The 23,475-nt window shown below is 62.8% G+C and carries 24 protein-coding genes, 1 tRNA gene and 1 pseudogene; 12 read left to right on the forward strand and 14 right to left on the reverse strand.

Going from position 1 to position 23,475, the window contains the following annotated elements:
* The first annotated feature begins 73 nt into the window (after positions 1-73).
* The 7 genes from OZ411_RS15835 (at position 74) to OZ411_RS15865 (ending at position 7,069) form a co-directional block, all read left to right on the forward strand.
* Entirely contained in the window at positions 74-1,279 is a 1,206-nt protein-coding gene (locus tag OZ411_RS15835; RefSeq protein WP_282528728.1) for a CaiB/BaiF CoA-transferase family protein, read from the forward strand.
* 276 nt (positions 1,280-1,555) lie between these two features.
* Positions 1,556-2,875: a sn-glycerol-3-phosphate ABC transporter substrate-binding protein UgpB gene (gene ugpB, locus OZ411_RS15840; protein ID WP_282528729.1), complete on the forward strand. Its 1,320-nt coding sequence runs from the start codon at positions 1,556-1,558 to the stop codon at positions 2,873-2,875.
* Positions 2,876-3,047: 172 nt separating this feature from the next.
* Entirely contained in the window at positions 3,048-3,929 is an 882-nt protein-coding gene (gene ugpA, locus OZ411_RS15845) for a sn-glycerol-3-phosphate ABC transporter permease UgpA (RefSeq protein WP_282528730.1), read from the forward strand.
* Entirely contained in the window at positions 3,929-4,777 is an 849-nt protein-coding gene (ugpE, locus tag OZ411_RS15850) for a sn-glycerol-3-phosphate ABC transporter permease UgpE (protein WP_130583126.1), read from the forward strand. Before ugpA ends, ugpE begins: the two co-directional genes overlap by 1 nt.
* A gap of 141 nt (positions 4,778-4,918) precedes the next feature.
* Positions 4,919-6,007, forward strand: coding sequence for a sn-glycerol-3-phosphate import ATP-binding protein UgpC (locus OZ411_RS15855; protein WP_130583125.1), 1,089 nt, complete (start codon positions 4,919-4,921; stop codon positions 6,005-6,007).
* A gap of 320 nt (positions 6,008-6,327) precedes the next feature.
* Positions 6,328-6,753 carry an Hsp20 family protein gene (locus OZ411_RS15860; RefSeq protein ID WP_130583124.1) on the forward strand — a complete coding sequence of 142 codons (426 nt, stop codon included), beginning with the start codon at positions 6,328-6,330 and terminating at the stop codon, positions 6,751-6,753.
* A 49-nt stretch (positions 6,754-6,802) separates the two neighbouring features.
* On the forward strand, positions 6,803-7,069 hold the full coding sequence (locus OZ411_RS15865) for a DUF1150 domain-containing protein (protein WP_028164846.1): 267 nt from the start codon (positions 6,803-6,805) through the stop codon (positions 7,067-7,069).
* Positions 7,070-7,177: 108 nt separating this feature from the next.
* Here OZ411_RS15865 and OZ411_RS15870 read toward each other — a convergent pair whose 3' ends face one another.
* The 9 genes from OZ411_RS15870 to OZ411_RS15910 form a co-directional block, all read right to left on the reverse strand.
* Positions 7,178-7,486, reverse strand: coding sequence for a HepT-like ribonuclease domain-containing protein (locus OZ411_RS15870; RefSeq protein ID WP_282528731.1), 309 nt, complete (start codon positions 7,484-7,486; stop codon positions 7,178-7,180).
* A gap of 36 nt (positions 7,487-7,522) precedes the next feature.
* Positions 7,523-7,819 (reverse strand): nucleotidyltransferase family protein, encoded by a 297-nt coding sequence (locus OZ411_RS15875; RefSeq protein WP_282528732.1) that lies wholly within the window; start codon positions 7,817-7,819, stop codon positions 7,523-7,525.
* Between the two features lie 63 nt (positions 7,820-7,882).
* Positions 7,883-8,344, reverse strand: a complete 462-nt coding sequence (gene ptsN, locus OZ411_RS15880; RefSeq protein ID WP_027581007.1) for a PTS IIA-like nitrogen regulatory protein PtsN — start codon at positions 8,342-8,344, stop codon at positions 7,883-7,885.
* A 232-nt stretch (positions 8,345-8,576) separates the two neighbouring features.
* Positions 8,577-9,179: a ribosome-associated translation inhibitor RaiA gene (raiA, locus tag OZ411_RS15885; protein WP_282528733.1), complete on the reverse strand. Its 603-nt coding sequence runs from the start codon at positions 9,177-9,179 to the stop codon at positions 8,577-8,579.
* Positions 9,180-9,257: 78 nt separating this feature from the next.
* Complete coding sequence (gene rpoN, locus OZ411_RS15890; protein WP_282528734.1) at positions 9,258-10,898, reverse strand: RNA polymerase factor sigma-54; 1,641 nt, start codon at positions 10,896-10,898, stop codon at positions 9,258-9,260.
* Between the two features lie 93 nt (positions 10,899-10,991).
* Positions 10,992-12,008 carry an LPS export ABC transporter ATP-binding protein gene (gene lptB / locus OZ411_RS15895; RefSeq protein ID WP_282528735.1) on the reverse strand — a complete coding sequence of 339 codons (1,017 nt, stop codon included), beginning with the start codon at positions 12,006-12,008 and terminating at the stop codon, positions 10,992-10,994.
* Positions 12,009-12,259: 251 nt separating this feature from the next.
* A complete protein-coding gene (locus tag OZ411_RS15900) occupies positions 12,260-12,895 on the reverse strand; it encodes an LptA/OstA family protein (protein ID WP_282528753.1) in 636 nt (211 codons plus the stop codon).
* Between the two features lie 56 nt (positions 12,896-12,951).
* The gene (gene lptC, locus OZ411_RS15905) at positions 12,952-13,695 is read right to left on the reverse strand and encodes an LPS export ABC transporter periplasmic protein LptC (protein WP_282528736.1); all 744 of its coding nucleotides are present in this window, start codon (positions 13,693-13,695) and stop codon (positions 12,952-12,954) included.
* A 170-nt stretch (positions 13,696-13,865) separates the two neighbouring features.
* Positions 13,866-14,480: a ribonuclease D gene (locus OZ411_RS15910; protein ID WP_130584221.1), complete on the reverse strand. Its 615-nt coding sequence runs from the start codon at positions 14,478-14,480 to the stop codon at positions 13,866-13,868.
* A gap of 427 nt (positions 14,481-14,907) precedes the next feature.
* Between OZ411_RS15910 and OZ411_RS15915 the strand changes: the two genes are divergently transcribed.
* The 3 genes from OZ411_RS15915 (at position 14,908) to OZ411_RS15925 (ending at position 17,289) form a co-directional block, all read left to right on the forward strand.
* Entirely contained in the window at positions 14,908-15,537 is a 630-nt protein-coding gene (locus OZ411_RS15915) for a class I SAM-dependent methyltransferase (protein ID WP_282528737.1), read from the forward strand.
* Positions 15,538-15,684: 147 nt separating this feature from the next.
* On the forward strand, positions 15,685-16,524 hold the full coding sequence (locus OZ411_RS15920) for an FkbM family methyltransferase (RefSeq protein WP_282528738.1): 840 nt from the start codon (positions 15,685-15,687) through the stop codon (positions 16,522-16,524).
* 3 nt (positions 16,525-16,527) lie between these two features.
* Positions 16,528-17,289, forward strand: coding sequence for a glycosyltransferase family 2 protein (locus OZ411_RS15925; protein WP_282528739.1), 762 nt, complete (start codon positions 16,528-16,530; stop codon positions 17,287-17,289).
* A gap of 17 nt (positions 17,290-17,306) precedes the next feature.
* Here OZ411_RS15925 and OZ411_RS15930 read toward each other — a convergent pair whose 3' ends face one another.
* Positions 17,307-19,034 carry an arylsulfatase gene (locus tag OZ411_RS15930; RefSeq protein WP_282528740.1) on the reverse strand — a complete coding sequence of 576 codons (1,728 nt, stop codon included), beginning with the start codon at positions 19,032-19,034 and terminating at the stop codon, positions 17,307-17,309.
* On the reverse strand, positions 19,031-20,011 hold the full coding sequence (locus OZ411_RS15935; protein WP_282528741.1) for a formylglycine-generating enzyme family protein: 981 nt from the start codon (positions 20,009-20,011) through the stop codon (positions 19,031-19,033). Before OZ411_RS15935 ends, OZ411_RS15930 begins: the two co-directional genes overlap by 4 nt.
* 166 nt (positions 20,012-20,177) lie before the next feature.
* On the opposite strand from OZ411_RS15935, the pseudogene OZ411_RS15940 reads away from it, so the two are divergent.
* Positions 20,178-20,333, forward strand: a pseudogene (locus tag OZ411_RS15940) (DUF1214 domain-containing protein); the annotation flags it as partial.
* A 15-nt stretch (positions 20,334-20,348) separates the two neighbouring features.
* Here the strand turns inward: OZ411_RS15940 and OZ411_RS15945 are convergent.
* Positions 20,349-20,627 carry a hypothetical protein gene (locus OZ411_RS15945; RefSeq protein ID WP_282528754.1) on the reverse strand — a complete coding sequence of 93 codons (279 nt, stop codon included), beginning with the start codon at positions 20,625-20,627 and terminating at the stop codon, positions 20,349-20,351.
* 347 nt (positions 20,628-20,974) lie between these two features.
* Positions 20,975-21,061 (reverse strand) — tRNA-Leu (locus OZ411_RS15950).
* A 152-nt stretch (positions 21,062-21,213) separates the two neighbouring features.
* Between OZ411_RS15950 and OZ411_RS15955 the strand changes: the two genes are divergently transcribed.
* A complete protein-coding gene (locus tag OZ411_RS15955; protein WP_282528742.1) occupies positions 21,214-22,203 on the forward strand; it encodes a complex I NDUFA9 subunit family protein in 990 nt (329 codons plus the stop codon).
* 264 nt (positions 22,204-22,467) lie between these two features.
* Here the strand turns inward: OZ411_RS15955 and OZ411_RS15960 are convergent, their stop codons facing one another.
* A complete protein-coding gene (locus tag OZ411_RS15960; RefSeq protein WP_165421360.1) occupies positions 22,468-23,274 on the reverse strand; it encodes an undecaprenyl-diphosphate phosphatase in 807 nt (268 codons plus the stop codon).
* Positions 23,275-23,475: the final 201 nt, after the last annotated feature.

Consider the following 23,475-nt stretch of genomic DNA (forward strand, 5'->3'; position numbering starts at 1 on the left):
CATTGCCGCCGCGTTCGAAGACCGCTAGCTCTGGACAAACCCTCCATCTGTTTGACTTGAGCGAAGGTTTCCCATGAGTTCAGAAGCGGTCGCAGGCGCGATGGCCGGCCTGCGCGTGATCGATTTGACGCGCGTGCTCGGCGGCCCCTATTGCACCCAGATTCTCGCCGACCACGGCGCCGACGTGATCAAGGTCGAGCCCCCCGCCGGCGACGAAGTGCGCGACTGGGGCCCTCCCTTTCATGAGGAGGATGCGGCCTATTTCGTCGGCATCAACCGCAACAAGCGCTCGATCGGGCTCGACCTCGCCTCCGAAGGCGGCCGTGCGGTGCTGATGAAGCTGCTCGAAGGCGCCGACGTCCTGATCGAGAATTTCAAGCCGGGCACGCTCGACAAATGGGGCATCGGCAACGACGTGCTGCGCGCGAAATTTCCGCGGCTGGTACATTGCCGGATCTCCGGCTTCGGCGCCGACGGCCCGCGCGGCGGCAATCCCGGCTATGACGCGATCATCCAGGCCATGACCGGCATGATCGCCGCCACCGGCTCGCCGGAAAGCGGCCCGATGCGGATCGGCGTGCCGCTGGTCGACATCACCACCGGGCTCTATGCGACGATCGGCATCCTGATGGCGCTGTCGGAGCGGCAGCGCTCCGGCCTCGGCCAGTTCCTCGAGACCACGCTGTACGAGACCGGCCTTGCGATCATGCATCCGCACACGGCCAACTACTTCATGCACGGCAAGCCGCCTGGTCTCACCGGCAACGAGCATCCCAACCTCGTTCCTTACGCGATCTTCCCGACCAAGACCGACAACATCTTCATCGGCGTCGGCAATGACGGCACCTTCCGCAAATTGTGTAAGGAGATCGGCAAGCCCGAGCTCGGCACCGACCCGCGCTTTGCCCGCAACAAGGACCGCATCGCCAACCGCGACGCGCTGCGCGCGGAGCTTGCCGCGGTGTTCAGCCAGTTTGAGGCCGAGCCGCTGTGCAACCGCCTGCTCGCCGCCGGCCTGCCGGCGGGGCCGGTGCAGAAGATCGACCAGGCACTGACCAACCTGCACACGATCTACCGCGGCGATATCATCGAGAAGGATTGGTACAAGGGCGTCGCCTCGCCGATCCGGCTGGAACGCACCAAACCCAGCCTGCGCCGCACCCCGCCAAAGTTCAGCCAGCACGCCACTGAGGTGCTCGGCGAGTTCGGCTACTCGCAAGCGGAAGTCGAGGCGCTGGTCGGCAAGGGCGTGGTCTGCGGGCCCGAGCGGAAGCGCTGATCGGTTCAGATCAGCTTCGTAGCCCGGATGGAGCGCAGCGCAATCCGGGAAAATTCACGCCTTGCTGTAAAGGTCCCGGATTGCGCTTCGCTCCATCCGGGCTACGTGCGGCTGCGGCAACGGGTCGCTTGCCCTTCGCCGGGTCGCTCTTTCTGCCTTATCCGTCGCCGGCTCCCGCTTCCCCGGCGCCATGATCTTCGCTTATAGGTCATTTGCACGTCATTCCGCGCTGCTAGCGCAACCGACGGAGATGGCGGCTTAACGGGAGGGGTTTTGATGGCTTTTCGACAATTCGGCGCTGCAGCAGCAATCGCGGTCGCACTGGCATTCGGCGCTTCGCCGGCATTTGCGGTGACCGAGATCCAGTGGTGGCACGCCATGACCGGCGGCAACAACGATGTCGTGGTCAAGCTCGCCAATGACTTCAATGCATCGCAGAGCGAGTACAAGGTCGTTCCGACCTACAAGGGCGGCTATGCTGATACGATGAACGCCGGCATTGCCGCGTTCCGCGCCGGCAACGCGCCCCACATCATGCAGGTCTTCGAGGTCGGCACCGCCACCATGATGGCGGCAACCGGCGCGATCAAGCCGGTCTACAAGCTGATGCAGGAGGCCGGCGAGAAATTCGATCCGAGCAGCTACCTGCCTGCGATCACCGGCTACTACTCAACTTCGAAAGGCGAGATGCTGTCCTTCCCCTTCAACTCGTCCTCGACGGTGATGTGGGTCAATCTCGACGCCTTGAAGAAGGCTGATATCGCCGAGATTCCGAAGACCTGGCCGGACGTGTTCGACGCAGCGAAAAAACTGAAGGCCGCGGGCTACAGCAATTGCGGTTTCTCCAACGCCTGGGCGACCTGGGTCAATCTCGAGCAGCTCTCGGCCTGGCACAACGTGCCGCTGGCCAGCAAGGCCAACGGGCTCGACGGCTTTGACACCGTGCTGCAGTTCAACGGACCGCTGCAGGTCAAGCATCTCGAAAATCTGATCGAGCTGCAGAAGGACAAGACCTACGACTATTCCGGCCGCACCAACACCGGCGAAGGCCGCTTCACTTCGGGCGAGTGCCCGATCTTCCTGACCTCGTCGGCGTTCTTCGGCAATGTGAAGTCGCAGGCCAAGTTCAACTGGACCAACGCGCCGATGCCCTACTATCGCGACGCCAAGGGCGCGCCGCAGAATTCGATCATCGGCGGCGCCTCGCTGTGGGTGATGGGTGGCAAGACGGCCGAGGAATACAAGGGCGTCGCCAAGTTCCTGGCCTTCCTCTCCGACACCGACCGCCAGGTCGGGATCCACAAGGCCTCCGGTTATCTCCCGATCACCAAGGCGGCCTACGAGAAAGCGAAGGCGGAAGGCTTCTACAAGGATCAGCCTTATCTGGAGACCCCGCTGAAGGAGCTCACCAACAAGGAGCCGACCGAGAACTCGCGCGGCCTGCGCCTTGGCAACATGGTGCAGCTCCGCGACATCTGGGCCGAAGAGATCGAGCAGGCGCTGGCCGGCAAGAAGACCGCCAAACAGGCGCTCGATGCCGCCGTCGAGCGCGGCAACCAGATGCTCCGGCAGTTTGAAAAAACCGCTGTACGCTGAGATCTCGCGTCGCACGCACACCACGTAGCCCGGATGGAGCGAAGCGTAATCCGGAGAGTTTCGCCGCGGATCGACTACCCGGATTACGCTTGCGCTCCATCCGGGCTACAATTACGCGCTGAGGGGATGATCGGGCGGCCCGCATGATGCGGCCTGCCTCGCTTGGGGTGTCATGCAGAAGCAGGCGGTTTTCCAGTCCAAGCTGTTGCCTTTTGCGCTGGTCGCGCCGCAGCTCGCGATCGTCCTGATCTTCTTCTATTGGCCGGCCGCGCAGGCGGTGCTGCAATCCTTCCTGCTTCAGGATGCGTTCGGGCTCTCGACCAGTTTCGTCTGGTTCGAGAACTACCAGGACATCCTGAGCCAGCCGGATTATTGGGCGGCGATCGTCAGGACCTTCGTGTTCTCCTTCGCCATCGCGTTCTCGTCGCTGTCGTTTGCGCTGCTGCTGGCTGTCATGGCCGACAAGCCGCTGCGCGGCGGCACGCTGTATCGCACGCTCCTGATCTGGCCCTATGCCGTCGCCCCGCCGGTGGTCGGCGTACTCTGGGTGTTCATGCTGCACCCCTCGCTCGGGATCCTGGCGCGCGGACTGCGCGGCATGGGCATCGACTGGAATCCGCTGCTCGACGGCAACCAGGCCGCGCTCCTGATCATTCTCGCCGCCGCCTGGAAGCAGATTTCCTACAATTTCCTGTTCTTCCTCGCGGGCCTGCAGAGCATTCCGAGAAGCGTGTTCGAGGCGGCCGCGATTGACGGGGCACGCCCGATGCGCCGGTTCTGGACGGTGACGTTCCCGCTGCTGTCGCCGACCATCTTCTTCCTTCTGGTCATCAACATCGTCTACGCCTTCTTCGACACGTTCGGCATCATCGACACGATGACGCGCGGCGGACCGGCAAAGGCCACCGAGACGATGGTGTACAAGGTCTATGTCGACGGCCTGCTCGGCGGCAACCTCGGCAGCTCGGCAGCGCAATCGGTGATCCTGATGATCATGGTCATCGGACTGACAGCGGTGCAGTTCCGCTTCGTCGAGCGCAAGGTGACCTACTGATGGTCGAGCAGGAAGGCATCCAGCGCTACGTCGCGCATGCGATCCTGTGGATCGGCATCGCAATCGTCGCGTTTCCGGTCTATCTCGCCATCGTTGCGTCCACCCAGGAAAATGCCGTTATCGCCAACGGCCAGATGTCGCTCCTGCCGGGCGGACATTTCCTTCAGACCTACTACCAGACCATTTTCGTCGGCACGAGCGGCTCGACCCGCGAGCCGGTCGGCACCATGCTGCTCAACTCGCTGGTGATGGCGCTGTTGATCGCATTCGGCAAGATCGCGATCTCGATCATCTCGGCCTATGCGATCGTCTATTTCCGCTTTCCGTTCCGGATGGCGATGTTCTGGCTGATCTTCATCACGCTGATGCTGCCGGTCGAGGTGCGGATCTATCCGACCTACAAGACCGTCGCCGACTTGCACCTGCTCGACAGCTATGCCGGTCTCGCGCTGCCGTTGATCGCATCCGCCACCGCGACCCTGCTGTTCCGCCAGTTCTTCATGACCGTCCCCGAGGAGCTGCTCGAGGCGTCGCGCATCGACGGCGCAGGGCCGTTGCGGTTCTTCTGGGATACGCTGTTGCCGCTGTCGCGCACCAACATGGCGGCGCTGTTCGTCATCCTCTTCATCCTCGGCTGGAATCAGTATCTCTGGCCGCTGTTGATCACCACGCGCGACGACATGCAGACGATCCAGATCGGCATCCGCAAGATGATCACCACCACCGATGCACTGACCGAATGGCCGGTGGTGATGGCCACCGCCGTGCTCGCGATGTTGCCGCCGGTGCTCGTGGTCGTGGTGATGCAGAAGCTGTTCGTGCGCGGACTGGTGGAGACGGAAAAGTGAGGGAGCTAGTGGCGAATAGCGAATGGCGAGTAGCGAATGGAGGCACGCGCAAGCTGACGACCTTCGCTTTCCTATTCGCTATTCGCTACTCGCTATTCGCCCGCCTCCCCCTACTCGCTATTCGCGTCCGCGGAGCTCGACATGGCTAACGTCACCCTCCGCAACGTCCGCAAGACCTATCCGGGCGGTTTCGAAGCGATCAAGGGCATCGATTTCGAGGTCGGCGACGGCCAGTTCTGCGTGCTGGTCGGCCCGTCCGGCTGCGGCAAGTCGACGCTGCTGCGCATGGTGGCGGGGCTGGAGACCATCACCGGCGGCGAGATCGACATCGGCGGCCGCCTGGTCAACCAGGTCGAGCCCGCCGATCGCGACATTGCCATGGTGTTCCAGAACTACGCGCTCTATCCGCATATGAGCGTCTACAACAACATGGCCTACGGCCTGCGCAACCGCCGCATGCCGGAGGCGGAGATCAGGACGCGCGTCGAGGAAGCCGCGCGCATCCTCGAGCTTGCCGCGATGCTCGACCGCAAGCCGCGGCAGCTCTCCGGCGGCCAGCGACAGCGCGTCGCGATGGGGCGCGCGATCGTGCGGCAGCCGAAAGTGTTCCTGTTCGACGAGCCGCTGTCGAACCTCGACGCCAAGCTGCGCATCGCGATGCGAGTCGAGATCCGCAAATTGCAGCGCCGGCTGAACACGACCTCGATCTACGTCACCCACGATCAGCTTGAGGCGATGACGCTCGCCGATATCCTCGTCGTGATGAATGGCGGCCTGGTCGAGCAGATCGGCAATCCCCTTGAAATCTACAAGAAGCCGGCGACCACCTTCGTCGCCGCCTTCATCGGCGCGCCGCCGATGAACCTGATGCCGCTGGCTTCCGATGAACTCAGGTCGCAGCTCGCCGGCGATATCAGTGCCAGCGAGGCCGGCATTCTCGGGATCCGGCCCGAAGACTTCGTGATCGCGAACGAATCGGTCCCCGGCGGCGTCGCGCTTGGCCTCACCGTGGAGGCGATCGAGCATGTCGGCGCCGAGACCTTCGTCTACGGCACCCGCCAGCGTGAGGAACAGGGCGTGGCCGCCAACCCCGGCGAACTGCCGCCGGGCGAGGTCATCGTCCGGGTTCCCGGCGCGACCGGCCCCGCCATCGGCCAGCGGATCCGGGCGGTCGCCCCCCGCGACAAATTGCACCTGTTCACCGCCGATGGCCGGAAGCGAATCGGCTGAGGCTTGGACGCCCTCCCTCGCCGTCATTCCGGGGCCCGCGCAGCGGGAACCCGGAATCCATCGGGCTGCATACCGTGGCGGAGAAATGGATTCCGGTTCATCGCGGACCCTGTCATCGGCCGCGCTTCGCGCGGACCCGGTGGCAATGCCCGGGGACGACCGCGTTTGGGCTGGCAACGAGCGGATTAGTCCTGATTCCAGAGGTGCTTGAACCCTCCGCGAATCGCCCCCATATTCGTTCATGACCGAGGGCAAGACGCCTATTCGGTTGCATGGGGCGCCGCAAGGGCCCCTCAAAGTCGCTTCGAGAGGGCTTTGGGATGTCTCGTGTTCCAACGTTGTCCAGTCCGTTCCTTTTGGGATTCGACGAAATCGAGCGTGCGCTCGATCGCGTCGTGAAAGGCGCCGACGGCTATCCTCCATACAACATCGAGCGGTGTGACCGGTCCAACGGCCAGCCCGAACGCCTGCGCATCACGCTGGCGGTGGCGGGGTTTACCCGCGACCAACTCGATGTAACGGTTGAGGAAAACCAGCTCGTGATTCGGGGCCGCCAGCAGGAGGACAAGGCTCGACAATACATCCATCGCGGCATTGCCGCACGCCACTTCCAGCGCACTTTCGTGCTGGCGGAGGGGATGCAGGTTCTGGGCGCGGATCTGAAGAACGGGCTGTTGTCGGTCGACCTGGCCAGGCCGGAACCTGAAAGGGTCATTAAGACAATCGCGATCAATGAGCACGAATAATGGAACGAGGAGCGGACTCGACCGCTTAATCGACAAAGGAGTCGAGACCATGAGTGAAGTGAGTACGACGTTAGAACGCGATAGCGTCTCACCGGAGGCGCTGGCCCATCTGGGCGAGGGTCATATCGCCTATGTGAAGCAGGTCCGTTCCGAGGATGTACCGGATCTCTTTCCCCAGGCGCCCAAGATTGCGCCGGGCCTCAAACTCTTCGCGCTCCATGCCGCCGACGGCACGCCGATGATGCTGACCGATAGCCGGGAAGCCGCGGTCGCCAACGCCTGGAGCAACGAGCTACAGGCCGTCAGCGTCCACTGACGCCGGTCAGCCTGACGCGGGCTGGTTGAACGCGCTACAGCGAATTCGATGCGCGGGCATGTCCTCCAACGAGGGCTGCCCGCGTTTTTTTCAAACCCGCCCCCCGCATCATTTCAAGGCCCCCCGGAGCTCAAGCAGCGCCGCCTTGAGCGGCGGTAGATCGTCTTTGACGGCTTTCCAGATGATTGCAGCATCAACCCGCTGGTAATCATGCCGCAGAATATTGCCGATGCCGGCGATATCCTTCCAACGCACGTCCTTGTGCTGGGCCTTCAAATCATTGCCGAGATGGCGGCTGGCTTCGGAGATAATCTCTATTCCACGTTCAACCGCAGAGCGCAGCAACCACGAGCGCTCGTAATCGCGAATCGTTTTTCCGGCCAGCGCCTTCTCGATGCCGCGGATGCTTTCGAGCATGTCGTGGATCCGCAGCAAAGGGGAGCGCGTGGGCATCTAGAAAACCCGCGTCGCCTCGGCTTCGATCTGTTTTCGGATGAGCGGATGGAGTCCCTTGCGGGTGGTTAAATCGACTTCGACGCCAAGGCTCTCCTCGAGTAGCCGCTTGGCGGCCACCAAATCCAGGGCGTTAAAGCGGCCCCGAGGATCGTAGTCGATAAACAGGTCGACGTCGCTTTTCGCATTGGCTTTGTTGCGAGCCGTCGAACCAAACAGGTAGAGCGACGTCGCTCCCAGCGCCTTGATGGCGTCCGCCTGGCTTCGCAGCTTCCTCAATGCTTCAGTTCTTGTCATGCAGCAATTGTATCACGAGCGACGAAATGCCGCCAAAGCGGGTATGCGCTTCGCAGCTAGCGACTAAGCCGCGCTTGCCGGCGGCAGTGCGAGTACCGAGTAGATCGCCTGCGCGTCGCGGGAAGCACGCAGCTTCTTGGCGACGTCCTGGTCGCGTAGCAGGCGGGCGATGCGCGCCAGGGCCTTGAGGTGGTCGGCGCCGGCGCCTTCGGGGGCAAGCAGGAGGAAGATGAGGTCGACCGGCTGGCCATCCATCGCCTCGAAATCGATCGGGCGCTCCAGGCGCGCGAACAGGCCGAACAGCTTTTCCAATTTCGGCAATTTACCGTGGGGAATGGCGACGCCGTAACCGACCGCGGTGGTGCCCAGTTTCTCGCGCTGCAGCAATACCTCGAAGATCGAACGTTCGTTCTGCCCCGTAAGAGTTGCGGCCCGCGCGGCGAGCTCCTGCAGCGCCTGCTTCTTGCTGATGACTTTCAACGCCGGGAGAATCGCCTCGGGTGCGACCAGATCGGTAATCGTCATGGGGCGTTCCGAGGGTGAAGTGAACCGTCAAGTTGCGAAATAGGTTGTCAGGCGCAGGCGTCAAGAAGATGAATCGGGAAGCGGCTTTTTGGCCCAGATCCCGATCGGGCGGCTTCTACTCCAAGGCATGAGCCGTGCCAACTCCTGCCGGCCAGTTCCCTTGAGCCTATGCTTAAGGGCCGCGGACCATAGGGACGGCCAGAGGGCACGTCAATGCGGAACGGCATAACCATTATGGATTAACCACGGGGGGATCGACCCAGCCCACATTGCCGTCCGCGCGGCGGTAAATAATGTTCACACGGCCGCTACCACCGTGCTGGAAGACCAGGCAGGCTGCGCCGGTCAGGTCCAATTCCAGCACCGCCTCGCTGACCGACAGCCGCTTCAGCGAGGTGGTCGCCTCGGCGATGATCACGGGACTGTATTCGGTGAATTCCCCTTCGCCCTCCGCCGGAGCCTCGATCACGTAGCTTGGCGCATCCAGGGGAACGCCGTTGAGCTCGGCAAGGGCGGCGGAGGCCGCGTAGGCCTTGCGGGCCGAGCGGTCCTTCAGCCGGCTCTTATAGCGGCGCAGGCGCTTCTCGATCATCAGGAGCGCGGCGTCGGCGCTGGCATAGGCGTCGGGGGCGTTCGAATCCGCTTCCAGCGTGATCCCGGAATCCAGGTGCAGCGCACAGTCGGTGCGGAAGCCGAAGCCGTCCTTGCTCAGCGTGATATGGCCGGAATAGTTGCCGTCGAAATACTTCTTCAGAACCTCATCGGTGCGCTCGTTCACGCGTGCGCGAAGCGCCTCGCCGATTGAGATGCTCTTTCCCGAGATTCGAAGGGTCATTGCGTGCCTCTATGCCTTATGAAACCCCCGATCGCTTCGGAGGGGTACCAAGACTAGCGCGATTTAACGCGAACGCAATTACACCGGTGCGGTATCGCGCGACCGGTCTGGAGAGGAAGCAGGTGCTGAAAGGGCGTGTCCAAGCATGCTCTGTTTGTCGCGGCGGCGCTGCACCGAGGAAGGAATTCGCATCGCTTCGCGATACTTCGCGACGGTGCGGCGGGCGATATCAATGCCCGACGCGCGCAATCGTTCCACGATCGTATCGTCAGAGAGGATCGCGGACGGCGATTCGGCGTCGATCAACTGCTTGATGTGATGACGGACGGCTTCGGCCGAATGCGCCTCGCCGCCGTCGGCGGAGGCGATCGATGCCGTGAAGAAGTACTTGAGTTCGAAAGTGCCGCGATTGGTCGCCATATATTTGTTGGCGGTCACACGCGACACCGTCGATTCGTGCATCTGGATCGCATCCGCCACGGCTTTGAGATTAAGCGGCCGCAAGTGCGCCACGCCGTAGGTGAAGAAGCCGTCCTGCTGGCGCACGATCTCGGTTGCGACCTTGAGGATCGTGCGGGCGCGCTGATCAAGGGCGCGCACCAGCCAGGTCGCGTTCTGCAGGCAATCCGTGAAGTAGGACTTGTCGCCGTCCTTCCGGATCGTCTTTGACAATTCGGTATAATAGGTCTGGTTCACCAGGACACGCGGCAACGTGTCGCTATTGAGTTCGACATGCCAGCCGCCATCAGGCCCCGGCCGCACATAGACGTCCGGCACCATGGTTTGCGTCCGCGACGAGCCGAACTTCAGGCCCGGCTTCGGATCGAGCCGGCGGATCTCGCCGATCATGTCGGTGATGTCTTCGTCGTCGACGCCGCACAGCTTCCGCAGGGATGCGATATCGCGCTTGGCGAGGAGATCGAGATGTTCGACCAGGGCCTGCATCGCCGGGTCGTAGCGATCGAGCTCGCGGAGCTGGATCGCCAGGCACTCGCTCAAGTTTCGCGCGCAGACGCCGGGGGGATCGAATTTCTGCAGCACCGAGAGCACTGCATCGACCTCGTGCTGCGGCGCACCGAGCCGCTCCGCTGCCTGTCCGAGATCCGGCGGCAGGTAGCCGGCCTCATCGACGAGGTCGATCAGATATTGCCCGATCATACGCTGGGACGGTGAGGTAAAGGCGACCGCAAGCTGCTCGGCGAGATGGTCGGCCAGCGTCAGCTCGGCGGCGACAAAGGCTTCGAGATTGTAGTCCTCATCGCTCGAGGCGCCGCCGCCCCATTCGGTATAGGAGGTCGGAGCCGCGTCTTTCGCGGCGCGTTCGGCAGCCTCCGCCGGCTCTTCGGAGAAGACGTTTTCGAGGCCGGTATCGAGCGTCTGCTCGATCTCGGCGCGGCTGCCGAGATCGCGGTTCAGCCATTCCTCCTGGCTCGGCTCGAAGCCGTCGGCGGAACTCGCCGCCTCGCCACCGGCTTCGTCGCCGTAGCTGGAACCATCAGCCTCGGAAAACTCCTGCCGCTCCGTGGCGGGCTCGCCCGCCACCGGCGGTTCCGGCCCATCGCTGGCGCGATCCAGCAATGGGTTCCGTTCCAGCTCCTCCTCCACGAAGGCCGAGAGGTCCAGATTGGACAGTTGCAACAGCTTGATCGCCTGCATCAACTGCGGCGTCATCACCAGCGACTGCGACTGGCGGAACTCTAATCTCTGGGTCAGTGCCATGGAGGCAAGAACGGTCCAATAAAGAAGTTGGCTCGATTCTTGCTTAGCCTAGTCCAAGGCCGATGTACACGGCTTGACGGATCGGAAAAAGGGCTAGAGGCGGAATTCTTCGCCAAGGTAAAGCCGGCGGACATCCGGATTGTTGACGATCTCATCCGGGCTGCCTTCCGTCAAGATTTCCCCGGCGTAAACGATGTAGGCGCGGTCGGTCAGGCCGAGCGTCTCCCGCACATTGTGGTCGGTAATAAGCACCCCGATACCGCGATTGGTCAGGTGACGGACCAGATCCTGGATGTCCCCGACCGCGATCGGGTCGATGCCGGCGAATGGCTCGTCGAGCAGCATGTAATTGGGCCGCGTCGCCAGTGCGCGGGCGATCTCGACGCGGCGGCGCTCGCCGCCGGATAGCGCGATCGATGGTGTCTTTCGCAACCGCGTAATGTTGAATTCGTCGAGCAGCGCATCGAGTTCCGCCTCGCGCTTCTTCCTTGAAGGCTCGACCACTTCGAGCACCGCGCGGATGTTCTGCTCGACCGACAATCCGCGGAAGATCGAGGCTTCCTGCGGAAGATAGCCGATGCCGAGGCGGGCGCGCTGATACATCGGCAGTTTCGTCACGTCATGGCCATCCAGCTCGATGGCGCCGCGATCGGCCTTGATCAGCCCGGTAATCATGTAGAACACCGTGGTCTTGCCGGCGCCGTTGGGGCCGAGCAGGCCGACCGCCTCGCCGCGGCGCACATAGATGCTGACCCCGCGCACGACCTGGCGGCTGCCAAAGCTCTTTTCCACGCTATGCACAGCCAGATAGCCCGGGCGCCGGATCAGGCGCGGGGCGCTGGCGCCGTTGGTCTTGGCGGACGTCTTGGCTGGCTTGGCGGCGCGGGGGCGCGGCCTCTCCTCCCTGGGCGGCTCGGGCACCGGTTGCGGATGTGGCAGTTCCACGCCAGGCATCGGGGCGGCACGCGCCCCCGGCGGCGTATCCCGGACGGAGCTTGTCAGCATCTCGCCAAAGGAATCGTCGAGCGCGGTGATGTCCTCACGCGAACGCGCGAAGCCGGAACTGCGTTTCGCAGGGCGCCTTCGGAACATGCCGAATATGTCCACCATCCCGCTTCGCCAGCCTTTCACGGTGTCCCCGGGGACTACGCCCGCGGGCTAATCGATTAGCTCGCGAACCTTGAATGCGTGGATGCCCTTGTCCTGCGGAACCGCTCGCCCACCCCCAGGCGCGTTCCACCACCGGACGTCCACTCTCTGTTCGGAAAACCGGTTCCCATTTTTCCGGATCATCGCCTAGATACAGTCTCGCCCCGCCGGCTTCAACCTCGCCGCCTCAAGATATTCAGTAAGCTATTGATTTATTTCGACTTACTGGAAGGCGACGGGCTGCCGGGCTGCGGCGGGCAGCCCCCCTGGCCACCGCCGCCCTGCCCGCCCTGTCCTTGCTGGATCAGCGCCTGCACCCTGCCGCCGTCGGATTCCACACGCGAGACGCCGGTCGTCATGTCCACCAGCAGCCTGTCGCCGCGCAGCACGTTCTTGCACTGCGTCAGCACGACGCCGCCGAGCATGGTGATGAGATTGGCTTTGGTGTCGAAGATCGCGGTCTCCCCGGTGACGACCTGATCCTTCTGGGTGACCACGACGTTGCCCTTGGCCTCCAGCCGCTTGATCGAGGAGCTGCCACCCGGCCCCGGCTGGGCCGACTGCATCGGCGCCGATTTTGCGCTTTTGGCGTTCGATGGCGGCGGCGTGCCTTGGCCCTGTCCCGAATTCGATTCATAGAACACGACCAGCGTCTTCGACGTCATCGTGGTGTCGCCCTGTACCACCTTCACATTGCCCGAGAATGTCGCTTCCTTTTTCTTGTCGCGCATCTCGAGCGCCGCCGCCTCGATCTGGATCGGCTGGTCACGATTCTGGGTAAAGCCCTGCATGGCGTTGGGCACGCCGGAGACTGCGCTCTGCGCGCGCACCGAACCCGGCGCGATCATCGCGAGTACGAAGGCCGCCGCTGCAACACCGCGCGAAGAAAACTGCTTCATGAAGATCATTTCGTGTTGGCGGATTTGCTTGAGCCCGAGCGCGTCTTCTGCGGCGGTGGCGGTGCAGGTGCGGGCGCCGGCTCCGCTTCGGCCTGCGCCGGCGGATTATCCATGATCAAATTCATCACGACATTGCCTTCGAAGCGCACGACCCCGCCGTTGTTGTAGATCCGGAGCTTGTCGGCGGTCAGCGTGCCGTTCAGCAATTTGACGTCGACATGCTCGTCCGACGTCACCGTGCCCTTGTTGATATCGACAAAGGCTTGCGAAAGCTTGGCCTCATAGCCGGTCGACGTTTGCAGGAAGATGTCCTTGCGCAGGTCGAGGAGCTGCTGCTTGCTGTCGTAGAAGCCGGTGCGCGCATCCATGGTCATCGTGGAGCGGTCTTCCATCAGCATCTTTGCGCGCAGGGTCTGGAGCTCGACGTGATCGGGGTCGGTGAGGTCCTGGATCGCCGCCTTGGCCCAGAGCTCGTACGGGCGCTGGTCGGTGGAGAAGCCTGCGAGATGCGGCGATTCCATCGTGATCTTGGTGCCGGAGACGACCAGGTTGCCGATGTCGACCGGCAGCTTCGGCAACAACATGCGGAACGGATTGAAGACCGACACCCCGACGATCGCGAGCAATGACAGGACCACCGCCGCGGGGACCGCGATGCGCAGGATCCGCACCATCCGGCTGTGGCGCTCGGCGGCGGCAAAGCGCGCCTCGAGGCCGGCTAGATAGGCTGGGCTCTGGATCGAATTCACCGCTGCTCCAAGGGCGCGAAGTCTGGCAAAAGCTTACATCATTCTACCCGGGACCGCCGGATTGCGCAGCCGGGACGTCGCGTCGCGGCCGCCGCACACTCGCGTTACGAGTGTGACCGAAACGGGGCGGACGAACGCCTTTCGGGCGTCCGCGCCGGCCTCGGACAGGTTCAGGAATGCGCAAAAATGTCTTCGGCTTCCCAGCCGCCGAGATCGAGCCGGGCGCGGGTGGGCAGGAATTCGAAACAGGCTTTCGCCAGTTCGGTGCGGCCCTCGCGCGCCAGCATCGCATCGAGCTTCTCGCGCAGCGCATGCAGATGCAGCACGTCGGACGCAGCATAGGCAAGCTGCGCCTCGCTCAGCGCCGGCGCGCCCCAGTCGCTCGATTGTTGCTGCTTCGACAGTTCGATATTGAGCACCTCGCGCACCAAGTCCTTCAGTCCGTGGCGGTCGGTATAGGTGCGGCTGAGGCGGGAAGCGATCTTGGTGCAGTAGACCGGCGTCGGCATCACGCCATAGGCATTGTAGAGCGCCGCAAGATCGAACCGCGCGAAGTGGAAGATCTTCAGGATGTTCGGATTGGCGAGCAGCGCCTTCAGGTTCGGCGCATCGGCTGATGCCATCGGCACCTGCACGACGTCGGCCGTGCCGTCGCCATTGGACATCTGCACCACGCAGAGCCGGTCGCGATGCGGATTGAGCCCCATGGTCTCGGTGTCGATCGCAACGGCATCCTTGTAGCGGGACAGATCCGGCAAATCGCCGCGGTGCAGGCGGATGGTCATGAAAGCGTGCCTCAGGTCAAAAAAGTTCGATTCGAGGCGCGACACTAGCCTCCAAAGCGCGAGGAGGCGAGCGCTAGAACAGCCACAAACCGCAATAAAACGAGCTATTTGCCATGGTTTTGCGGAGTTCCTCGGTGCCCGCAGCCAGTACCGACGAGAGCCCGCCGGCCATCCCTTTGGGGGCGTAGCCCGGGTGAAGCGCCAGCGTAACCCGGGGCCGTTCCAACCACTTGCGCAAATGTCCCGGGTTGCGCTCCGCTCCACCCGGGCTACAGACTTTCTGTAAGACGCGCGAGCCAGCCGTTTCTGTCGCCGCGCTTCACGCAGGAGGGCTGCCGGAGTAAACACTGATGGTGTGGAGGTATGCTTGTGGTCGAGGGTGGGGGGAACAGCCCTGTCGTGAACCTTGGATCGGCGGAGCAAACCCATGCAGAGCGAGGATCGACACGCCCATTGGCAAGACGTCTATACCAAAAAGGCCGAGAACGAAGTTAGCTGGTTTCAGGAGAGCCCAGCTCCATCAATTGAATTGATCATGCAGGTCGGAGCGACGCGCGCCTCCCCTATCATAGACATCGGCGGCGGTGCTTCACGTTTGGTCGATAACCTCATCGAGAACGGCTTCGAGGATGTTACCGTGCTCGATATATCCGAAGCTTCGCTGCAGATTGCCAGAACCCGTCTTGGGAACCGTGCTGCAAAGGTCGATTGGATCGTCGATGACGTAACGACGTGGGTGCCGACAAGGACCTACGACATCTGGCATGATCGTGCCACGTTCCACTTCCTGACCGTGGAGAACGACCGCACTGCCTATGCGAAGCGCTTGAAGCAGGCGTTGAAGGTCGGAGGTCACGCGATCATCGCCACCTTCGCGCTGGACGGACCGGAACGCTGCAGCGGATTGCCTGTCGTGCGCTACGACCCGGAGGGCCTCGGCCGGATCCTGGGCCCTGCGTTCGAGCTCACCGATCGGCGGCAGCATCGGCATGCGACGCCATGGGGCACGGAGCAGTCGTTCCAGTTCAGCGTGTTCCGCAGGACCGACATCCCCTGAGCTGCCCCGCCCAGGAAGCCGGCGATGAAGCGTTTGGCGGCATCTGGACTTTGGCTTACCCGCTCTGTACGGACGATCTCCTCCCGAAGAGGTCGCGACGTCGAGAGAAACGACTAGATGCCCCGAATACCTAGACCACTCCAATCGATGAAGCTCCTGCTCGCCTGGATGATGCCGCAAGGCACGTCGTTCCAGACCTATGCGGCGGGGTCGAAGCTGCGCTTCATCGTCCAGTGCCGCGACGTCATCGGCCGTCACATCGCGAAATATGGCCGGTTTGAACCGCAATTGACCGACTGGATCGGCGCATATCTGCAAGATCAACCGAAGGGCATCGTTGTCGACGTCGGCGCCAATCTCGGCTGGCATGCGGTGCATGCCGCTCAACATGCCTCCGTCACCACCGTGGTCGCGTTTGAACCGGATGCGACCAATGCCTGGCTGCTCGATCGCAATCTCACGATCAACGACATCGACAAGGTTGTCGTCTATCCTTGCGCGGTTGGCGCCACCGTCGGGCATGCGCATTTGCACCGTTACAAAAGGTCCAACAATGGGCGCCACTCGCTGATCAAGAACTATGGCCTGGGCTCACGCGTGGTCCCGTTGACCGACGTCGATTCCGCGCTCGGAGCCCTTGGGCTGGCGCAGGACAGAATTTTGTTGATGAAGATTGATGTGGAAGGCTTTGAGCCCGCGGTTCTGGCGGGTGCGGTGAAGGCGCTCGAGCGCGCCGATGTCGTCATCACGGAATACTCTCCTCAATTGAGCCGCGACGGCGATCTGTCGGTCGAGGGGATGATCGATCGGCTGCTCGGAGCCGGATTTGTCCCCCATCAGCTCGTAGGCAAGTCGTCCAAGGCTGCCCGGGTTGAGCTCAAGGATCTGCGTCGCATCGAAGACCAGACCGATATCCTCTGGATCAAGCCAACAACGAATGGTGGCGCGGTGGCCGCATCCGCGCAGGCCGAGCCATCTGCGGGATGACGCATGCCGAGCCTGTCCCTGATCGTGATCACCAAGAACGAAGAGCACTGCATTGCGCGGTGCCTGCGTTCGGTTGATGCGGACGAGATCATCGTGGTCGACAGCGGCAGCACGGATCGAACGGTGGAGATCGCCCGCGCAAGCGGCGCACGTGTCGTGGTGACATCGGATTGGCTGGGATACGGGCCGCAGAAGAGCCGCGCGCTCGCGCTCGCGCGAGGCGACTGGGTCCTGTCGCTTGATGCCGACGAATGGATCGAGCCGGAATTTGGCGACCAGATCAGGAGCGCCATCAACGCGGCGGACGCACCTGCCGCCTACCAGACGCTCCGGCGATCGCGTTTCTGCGGCAAGGCGCTGAGATTCGGAGGTTGGTCTTCCGACTATGTCGTTCGCCTGTTCCAGCGCGGACAGGCCCGATTTTCCGACGACCTGGTCCACGAGGGGCTGATCGTCGACGGCCCCATCAAGCGGATCGATGTCACCATCGAGCATGATTCAATCGAATCCTGGTCCGACGCCCAGGACAAGATCGACCGCTATTCCCGAGCCGCAGCCGAGCAGATGAATGCCCGCGGCCGCCGCGCAGGCCCGTTCGCTGCGCCTTTGCATGGCTTGGCCGCCTTCCTGAAGGTCTACGTTCTGCGCCTGGGCTTCCTGGACGGAGCAGCCGGCTGGGGCGTGGCACAGTACAATCGGCAATATTCCGCCGCGAAGTGGCGGCGTCTTGCGGAATATTCGGCGCAAGCCAAGCGTGGCCGTTGATTGGCAGCCATCATGCTCTAGTTGCCCGTACCAACCGTACCTCGTCTCCTCGCCGCCTTCAGGTCAGCGATTGCGTCTTCCATGATCGTTGTCGGCACGAAGCTCGGCGGAAACGAACGCGGCGGAAACTCCTTGAATGTGACCATGAACTGAGAAACATCGTCCATCGCGCCGTAGATCGCGCCGACGTGATTGAGATTCCAGTCCCAGTAGGTGTTGGAGGTGATGTCGGCCCGCTCGAACGGATCCTGGAACAGGTTGTAGATCTTCTGCAGGCGCAATTTCGTGAAAGGCTCGGCCCAGACCTGCATCTGTCCCGGAGCACGTTGCTCGGCATAGACATATTTGTAGTCGCCCTTTCGAAGGGCAACGAGCAGACCATCGTCGTCGGCGTAGAAGAATTTGTCGCGGGCGCTCTTGACCCCGTTGTTGTTTGCCGCAGTCCCGCTCACGTTGCGGAGGAATTGCGATTGGTCGTAGCCGTCGAGATGCACCTTGTAGTCGATGCCGTTGGCGGTGTAGCCGGCTTTCAGCTTGTTGACGATGTCGGGTTCTCCCGCGATCGCGCACAGCGTCGGTATCCAGTCGTTGTGGCTCATGAGCTCGTTGGTGACCGTTCCGGGCTTGATCACGCCGGGCCAGCGAACCAGGCAGGGCACGCGGAACGCGCCTTCCCAATTGGTGTTCTTTTCCGAACGGAACCAGGTCATGGCGCCATCCGGCCAGGTGTTCATGTGAGGTCCATTGTCGCTGGTGTAGACGACGATCGTGTTGTTCGCGATGCCCATGTCGTCGAGCGCGCGGAGCAGGACCCCGATCGTGTCGTCATGCTCGATCATGCCGTCGACATACTCGCTGTCGCCGTGCGCGTAGCGCCCGCGATGGCTGTCGCGCACATGCGTTCGCAAATGCATGCGTGTGGAATTGAACCAGCAGAAGAAGGGCCGCCCTGCTGATTGCTGGCGCTTCATGAAATCGATCGCCGCCGCCGAGGTCTCGTCGTCGATGGTCTCCATTCGCTTCTTGGTGAGCGCGCCGGTATCCTCGATCGTCTGCTTGCCGATCCTTCCGAAGCGCGGATCGACGGTCGGATCGTCGCGGTCAGTTGCCCTGCACCTCAACACGCCGCGGGGTCCGAATTTGGCGCGGTAGGCAGGATCCTTCGGATAGTCGGGCAGCTCGGGCTCTTCCTCGGCGTTGAGGTGGTAGAGATTGCCGAAGAACTCGTCGAAGCCATTCACGGTCGGCAAGGTTTCGTTGCGATCGCCGACGTGATTCTTGCCAAATTGCCCGGTCGCGTAACCGAGATGCTTGAGCAGGCCGCCTGCTGAAGGATCAAGCTGGCTCATTCCCATCGGAGCCCCGGGATATCCAACCTTCGTCAGTCCGGTCCGGATTCCATGCTGCCCGGTCAGGAAGGCCGCTCGACCTGCGGTGCAGGACTGTTCGCCATAGTAATGAAGGAATCTGATCCCCTCGCGGGCGATCCGGTCGATATTGGGCGTTTCATAGCCCATGAGACCGCCGGAATAGGCGCTGATATTCGCTATGCCGATATCGTCACCGAAGATAACGAGAATGTTTGGCTTGCGGTCGCCGGGCAGTGGCGATGCGGCGGGAGCCGGCGCCGCGGACTTTTGGTCCTGGCCAAGCGCCTCGGAGGTCAGCGTCGCGGCGACCAGCGCCGTCCCGCTCAAGAGCAAGTTGCGGCGATCGAGAAACGACTGCTTCTTGTCCGAGTTCATCGTTCACTCCCATTTCTGACTACGCACCTGAAACCGACATGGCTCGTCGACGTGTCGACCGGTTCGGCATGCCGGGCAGCGGGCCGATAGCGGCGGCAATAGTTCGGCGCGCACAGATGCGAGCCGCCCTTCAAGACTTTGCGGGGAATGCGGATGTTCGGTTGACCTGGATCAAAGCTCGTGCGCTCCGGGCTGCCGCGCGGATTGTGTGGAACGCAGCAAGGCTTTGCGCTATCGGCTTCGTGCCGGGCCGACCACCAGTCGGCGGTCCATTCCCAGACATTGCCGATCATGTCGTAGACGCCGTAGCCGTTCGGCGGAAATGCCGTGACGGGCGAGGTGCGCTGGAAGCCGTCTTCGCAGATGTTCTGGACCGGGAAGTCGCCTTGCCAGGTGTTGGCCATGTGCCGGCCGTCAGGCGTCAGCGTGTTGCCCCAGGCGAACTCCTCACCATCCAGACCGCCGCGCGCGGCAAGCTCCCATTCGGATTCGGTGGGAAGCTGCTTGCCTATCCATTTCGCGTAGGCGAGCACGTCCGCGTACGAAACGTGCACCACTGGATGGTCGTCCAGGTCCTTGATGTTGCTTCCAGGTCCGTACGGTCGCCGCCAGTTGGCGCCCTTCATGAACGTCCACCACTGGCTCCAGTCGCGCAGATCGTGTACGCGACGCGGCGGTGAGAACACCAGCGAGCCGGCATAGATCATCTTCGGCAGGGCACCGGGATAATCTTTTGGGTTCGGTGCAATCTCCGCCGTGGTGACGTACCCGGTCGCGTTGACATACGCCTTGAACGCGCCGTTGGTCACCGGCGTGCGGTCGATCCAGAAGCCGTCCACGCTCACCCGATGGCTGGGCGCCTCTTCGGGATAATGATTGTCGGAGCCCATCCGGAAAGTAGCGCCGGGAATCCAGATCATGTCGCTGGCAGCGAGATCGGTCGGCCGCCCCGTGCGCTCGATACCCGACTCCGACATTCCCACTTCCCGACACAGATCAGCGACTGCCGCCGGCACGTCCCGGAAATTCAGTCCGCACCGTCAAGGATGCAATGGTAATCTACCACAGGTGGCACGTGAGAAAAATGTCACCGCCGCTGACCTATGGACGCTGGCACAAAAATGCATATTCGAGCCCGGGCTAGGGTCAAAGACCTATCGCCTGCACGTTCCACCGAACGTCCAGATCGAGCAGTATTGGTCGCCGACTGCCTACGACCGCGACACCCACGCGCTGATCCGAAACGTCGACCGCGCCAGCCGCGCCTCGAACAACGCCGAGGTCAAGAAGAACGCCGAGTTTGGGCGGCTCAGGTCAGATAGGATGACGCCATTTCAAAGCACGGCGCATAAGCAGAATGGTCGCGAAGAGTAGGACGACGATGGCCCAGAAGAAGGTTGGGATCGGACCTTGCTGGTGAATATGGGCCATGTACATCACGAGCCCCAGAAGGGTGAACGTGAGGAGGCTTGCCGTCCAATACAGCGGCGAGCGTAACAGTCCGGCTGCGGCGCGCTCAGCAGCCTTTTGACGACCCCTTCTCGCGAACCAAATCGCGACTGCAATACAGGCACTGACAAACAACCACGTCATGAGGCTTCCCGCTGCCCTGCGAACGTAGAGGCAGTACGTTTAAGAAACGTCTCGCAGCGATGGCAAATTGAATTCAATCCATGCCGCCGCCAGCCTGCCAGGCAAGCCCGAGATTCACGTGGTGCCGGCCGGCCACTACGCCTTCCTCCCACCGTGCTCGGTTCTTTCGAGCGCATCTCGGCGGCGGTGCGGAGGCCCGCTCAGCACCGTAGCCCGGGTGAAGCGCAGCGTAACCCGGGGCCGCTGCGAACGCGGACGCAGATGTCCCGGGTTGCGCGTTCCGCTGCACCCGGGCTACGGGCTCCGCGGCTCAAACCAGCAATTTTACCATTGGGATAAAGGGGGGGTGGTGCCCAGGAAAGGACTCGAACCTTCACGGCCGTGAGGCCACTGGCACCTGAAGCCAGCGCGTCTACCAATTCCACCACCTGGGCACGTGGCGGGGTTAGTAAGGACCGGTCGCGCGCTTGTCAAATAGACGATTGGAAACTCAAATAGTCTGTACAGGGTGACCGCGATGGCGTATCGCGACATCCAGCTGAACAGGCCCCAAATCGCACCTATTTCGACCCGCAGGAACTGACCCATGGCATCGAACCTGGAAACGCTCGTCACGGTTTTCGGCGGATCGGGCTTCCTGGGGCGGCACGTGGTCCGGGCGCTGTGCAAGCGGGATTACCGCGTTCGTGTCGCCGTCCGGCGGCCGGAACTGGCCGGGCACCTGCAGCCGCTCGGCAAGGTCGGCCAGATCCACGCCGTCCAGGCCAATCTGCGCTACCCGGCCTCGGTGGCCGCCGCGATGCGTGATTCGCACGTCGCCGTTAACCTGGTCGGCATCCTCACCGAAAGCGGCGAGCAGTCCTTCGAGGCGGTCCAGGCCAAGGGCGCCGAGGCGGTGGCCGCGGCCGCAAGCGCGGAAGGCGCGCGGGTGGTGCATGTCTCGGCGATCGGCGCCGACGCCGATTCGGCTTCCGCCTATGCCCGCGCCAAGGCGGCCGGTGAAGCGGCGGTGCTGGCGGCCTCGCCATCGGCCACCATCCTGCGCCCGTCGCTGGTGTTCGGGCCGGAGGATCAATTCACCAACCGTTTCGCGGGGATGGCCCGGATGTCGCCGGCGATCCTGCTGGTCGGCGGCGGCCTGACCAAGATGCAGCCCGCCTTTGTCGGCGACGTCGCCACCGCGGTGGCCGATGCCGTCGACGGCCAGACCAAGCCCGGCGCGACCTACGAATTGGGCGGCCCGGAAGTGCTGACCATGCGCGAGATCATGGAGACGATCCTTGATATCACCGACCGCGACCGCGCGCTGGTCTCGCTGCCGTTCGGCCTCGCCAAGATCCTGGCCGCGTTCCTGCAATTCGCACCGGGCGCGCTGAAGCTCACGGCGGATCAGGTCGAGCTGTTGCGCAAGGACAATGTGGTATCGGACGCGGCCAAGGCCGCCGGCCTCACCTTCGAGGGGCTCGGCATCACGCCCGATTCGCTGGAAGCAATCGCCCCGCAATATCTCTGGCGCTTCCGCCCGGCCGGCCAATTCGAGCGCAAGAACGCGTATCGTCCGCCGTCCCAGGCTTGATCCGCCACGCATAACCGCAAATCTCGATGCGGCGCGACGCTCGGGCCGCAACCTCCCGCCTCTCCCCTTGCGGGAGAGGCCGGATTTCGCGCGCCAGCGGGAAATCCGGGTGAGGGGTTTCTCTCCGCGAGTACGGTGGCCCTTGAGAGAAACCCCTCACCCGGATCGCATTCCGCTTCGCTGCATGCGCTCCGGCCTCTCCCACAAGGGGAGAGGCGGAACCGAGCAAGCGGAGAGAGAGATCGTACGGCCGCCGCCTGCCCCTTACCTTCCCAGCGCCAGCGCGATCAGGCCGAGCGTGCCGACGATCACGCGCCACCACGCGAACAGCGTGAAGCCGTGGCGGGTGACATAGGAGAGAAAGGTCTTCACCACGACCACAGCGGTGATGAGCGAGACCACGAATCCGATCGCGACGATCCATAGATTGTCCGTCGTCATCTCGGCGCGGTTCTTGTAGAAATCATAGGCGAAGGCGCCGATCATGGTCGGGATCGCCAGGAAGAATGAGAACTCCGCCGCCGCGCGCTTGTCGGAGCCGAGCAGCATTGCCGCGACGATCGAGGCGCCGGAGCGCGACACGCCCGGGATCATCGCCATGCACTGCGCGATGCCGATCCAAAGGTACATCAGCAGCGGGAATCTCGTCGCGTCATGTTCGCGCGGCTTGAGCTCGAGCTGATCGACCCACAGCAGGATGGCGCCGCCGACGATCAGCGAGAAGCACACGACCCACGGATTGAACAGAACGGTCTTGATGTATTTGCCGGCAATGAGGCCGACGATGACGGCCGGCAGGAACGCGACCAGCACGCCGATGACGAAGCGCCGGTCATCGGCATTGGAGAACATGCCGAGCGCGACCCGCCACAATTTGCCGAAATAGAGTCCGACGATGGCAAGGATCGCGCCGAGCTGGATCAGCACGGTGAAGCTATCCCAGAAGGGGCCTTCGCCCAGCCCGAAGAATCGTTCCGCCAGCAGGAGATGTCCGGTCGATGAAACGGGCAGGAACTCCGTGACGCCTTCGATTATGCCCAGAATCACCGCCCGCAACGTATCGGTCATCATGATGTGGCCTGCTTTTGCTGGAGAAATCGGGGTCCTTCTCGCCTATTCCCCGTTTTGCTGCAATCGCTAAAAACGCCAAACATGGGTTGCCTGATTCGTCTGATTGGCTAGAGCATGATCCGGAGAAGTGGCAGACCGGTTCTGCAAAAAGATCATGCTCAAACAAAGACATGGGACCATGATCCGATTTCATCTAATCGC

It is taken from the genome of Bradyrhizobium sp. Arg237L (assembly GCF_029990105.1).
Taxonomy (GTDB): domain Bacteria; phylum Pseudomonadota; class Alphaproteobacteria; order Rhizobiales; family Xanthobacteraceae; genus Bradyrhizobium.

Coding starts and splice junctions, on each gene's coding strand:
- OZ411_RS15835 (WP_282528728.1), top strand. CDS start 74: ATGAGTTCAGAAGCGGTCGCAGGCGCGATGGCCGGCCTGCGCGTGATC.
- ugpB (WP_282528729.1), top strand. CDS start 1,556: ATGGCTTTTCGACAATTCGGCGCTGCAGCAGCAATCGCGGTCGCACTG.
- ugpA (WP_282528730.1), top strand. CDS start 3,048: ATGCAGAAGCAGGCGGTTTTCCAGTCCAAGCTGTTGCCTTTTGCGCTG.
- ugpE (WP_130583126.1), top strand. CDS start 3,929: ATGGTCGAGCAGGAAGGCATCCAGCGCTACGTCGCGCATGCGATCCTG.
- OZ411_RS15855 (WP_130583125.1), top strand. CDS start 4,919: ATGGCTAACGTCACCCTCCGCAACGTCCGCAAGACCTATCCGGGCGGT.
- OZ411_RS15860 (WP_130583124.1), top strand. CDS start 6,328: ATGTCTCGTGTTCCAACGTTGTCCAGTCCGTTCCTTTTGGGATTCGAC.
- OZ411_RS15865 (WP_028164846.1), top strand. CDS start 6,803: ATGAGTGAAGTGAGTACGACGTTAGAACGCGATAGCGTCTCACCGGAG.
- OZ411_RS15870 (WP_282528731.1), bottom strand. CDS start 7,486: ATGCTCGAAAGCATCCGCGGCATCGAGAAGGCGCTGGCCGGAAAAACG.
- OZ411_RS15875 (WP_282528732.1), bottom strand. CDS start 7,819: ATGACAAGAACTGAAGCATTGAGGAAGCTGCGAAGCCAGGCGGACGCC.
- ptsN (WP_027581007.1), bottom strand. CDS start 8,344: ATGACGATTACCGATCTGGTCGCACCCGAGGCGATTCTCCCGGCGTTG.
- raiA (WP_282528733.1), bottom strand. CDS start 9,179: ATGACCCTTCGAATCTCGGGAAAGAGCATCTCAATCGGCGAGGCGCTT.
- rpoN (WP_282528734.1), bottom strand. CDS start 10,898: ATGGCACTGACCCAGAGATTAGAGTTCCGCCAGTCGCAGTCGCTGGTG.
- lptB (WP_282528735.1), bottom strand. CDS start 12,008: ATGGTGGACATATTCGGCATGTTCCGAAGGCGCCCTGCGAAACGCAGT.
- OZ411_RS15900 (WP_282528753.1), bottom strand. CDS start 12,895: ATGATCGCGCCGGGTTCGGTGCGCGCGCAGAGCGCAGTCTCCGGCGTG.
- OZ411_RS15910 (WP_130584221.1), bottom strand. CDS start 14,480: ATGACCATCCGCCTGCACCGCGGCGATTTGCCGGATCTGTCCCGCTAC.
- OZ411_RS15915 (WP_282528737.1), top strand. CDS start 14,908: ATGCAGAGCGAGGATCGACACGCCCATTGGCAAGACGTCTATACCAAA.
- OZ411_RS15920 (WP_282528738.1), top strand. CDS start 15,685: ATGAAGCTCCTGCTCGCCTGGATGATGCCGCAAGGCACGTCGTTCCAG.
- OZ411_RS15925 (WP_282528739.1), top strand. CDS start 16,528: ATGCCGAGCCTGTCCCTGATCGTGATCACCAAGAACGAAGAGCACTGC.
- OZ411_RS15930 (WP_282528740.1), bottom strand. CDS start 19,034: ATGAACTCGGACAAGAAGCAGTCGTTTCTCGATCGCCGCAACTTGCTC.
- OZ411_RS15935 (WP_282528741.1), bottom strand. CDS start 20,011: ATGTCGGAGTCGGGTATCGAGCGCACGGGGCGGCCGACCGATCTCGCT.
- OZ411_RS15945 (WP_282528754.1), bottom strand. CDS start 20,627: ATGACGTGGTTGTTTGTCAGTGCCTGTATTGCAGTCGCGATTTGGTTC.
- OZ411_RS15955 (WP_282528742.1), top strand. CDS start 21,214: ATGGCATCGAACCTGGAAACGCTCGTCACGGTTTTCGGCGGATCGGGC.
- OZ411_RS15960 (WP_165421360.1), bottom strand. CDS start 23,274: ATGATGACCGATACGTTGCGGGCGGTGATTCTGGGCATAATCGAAGGC.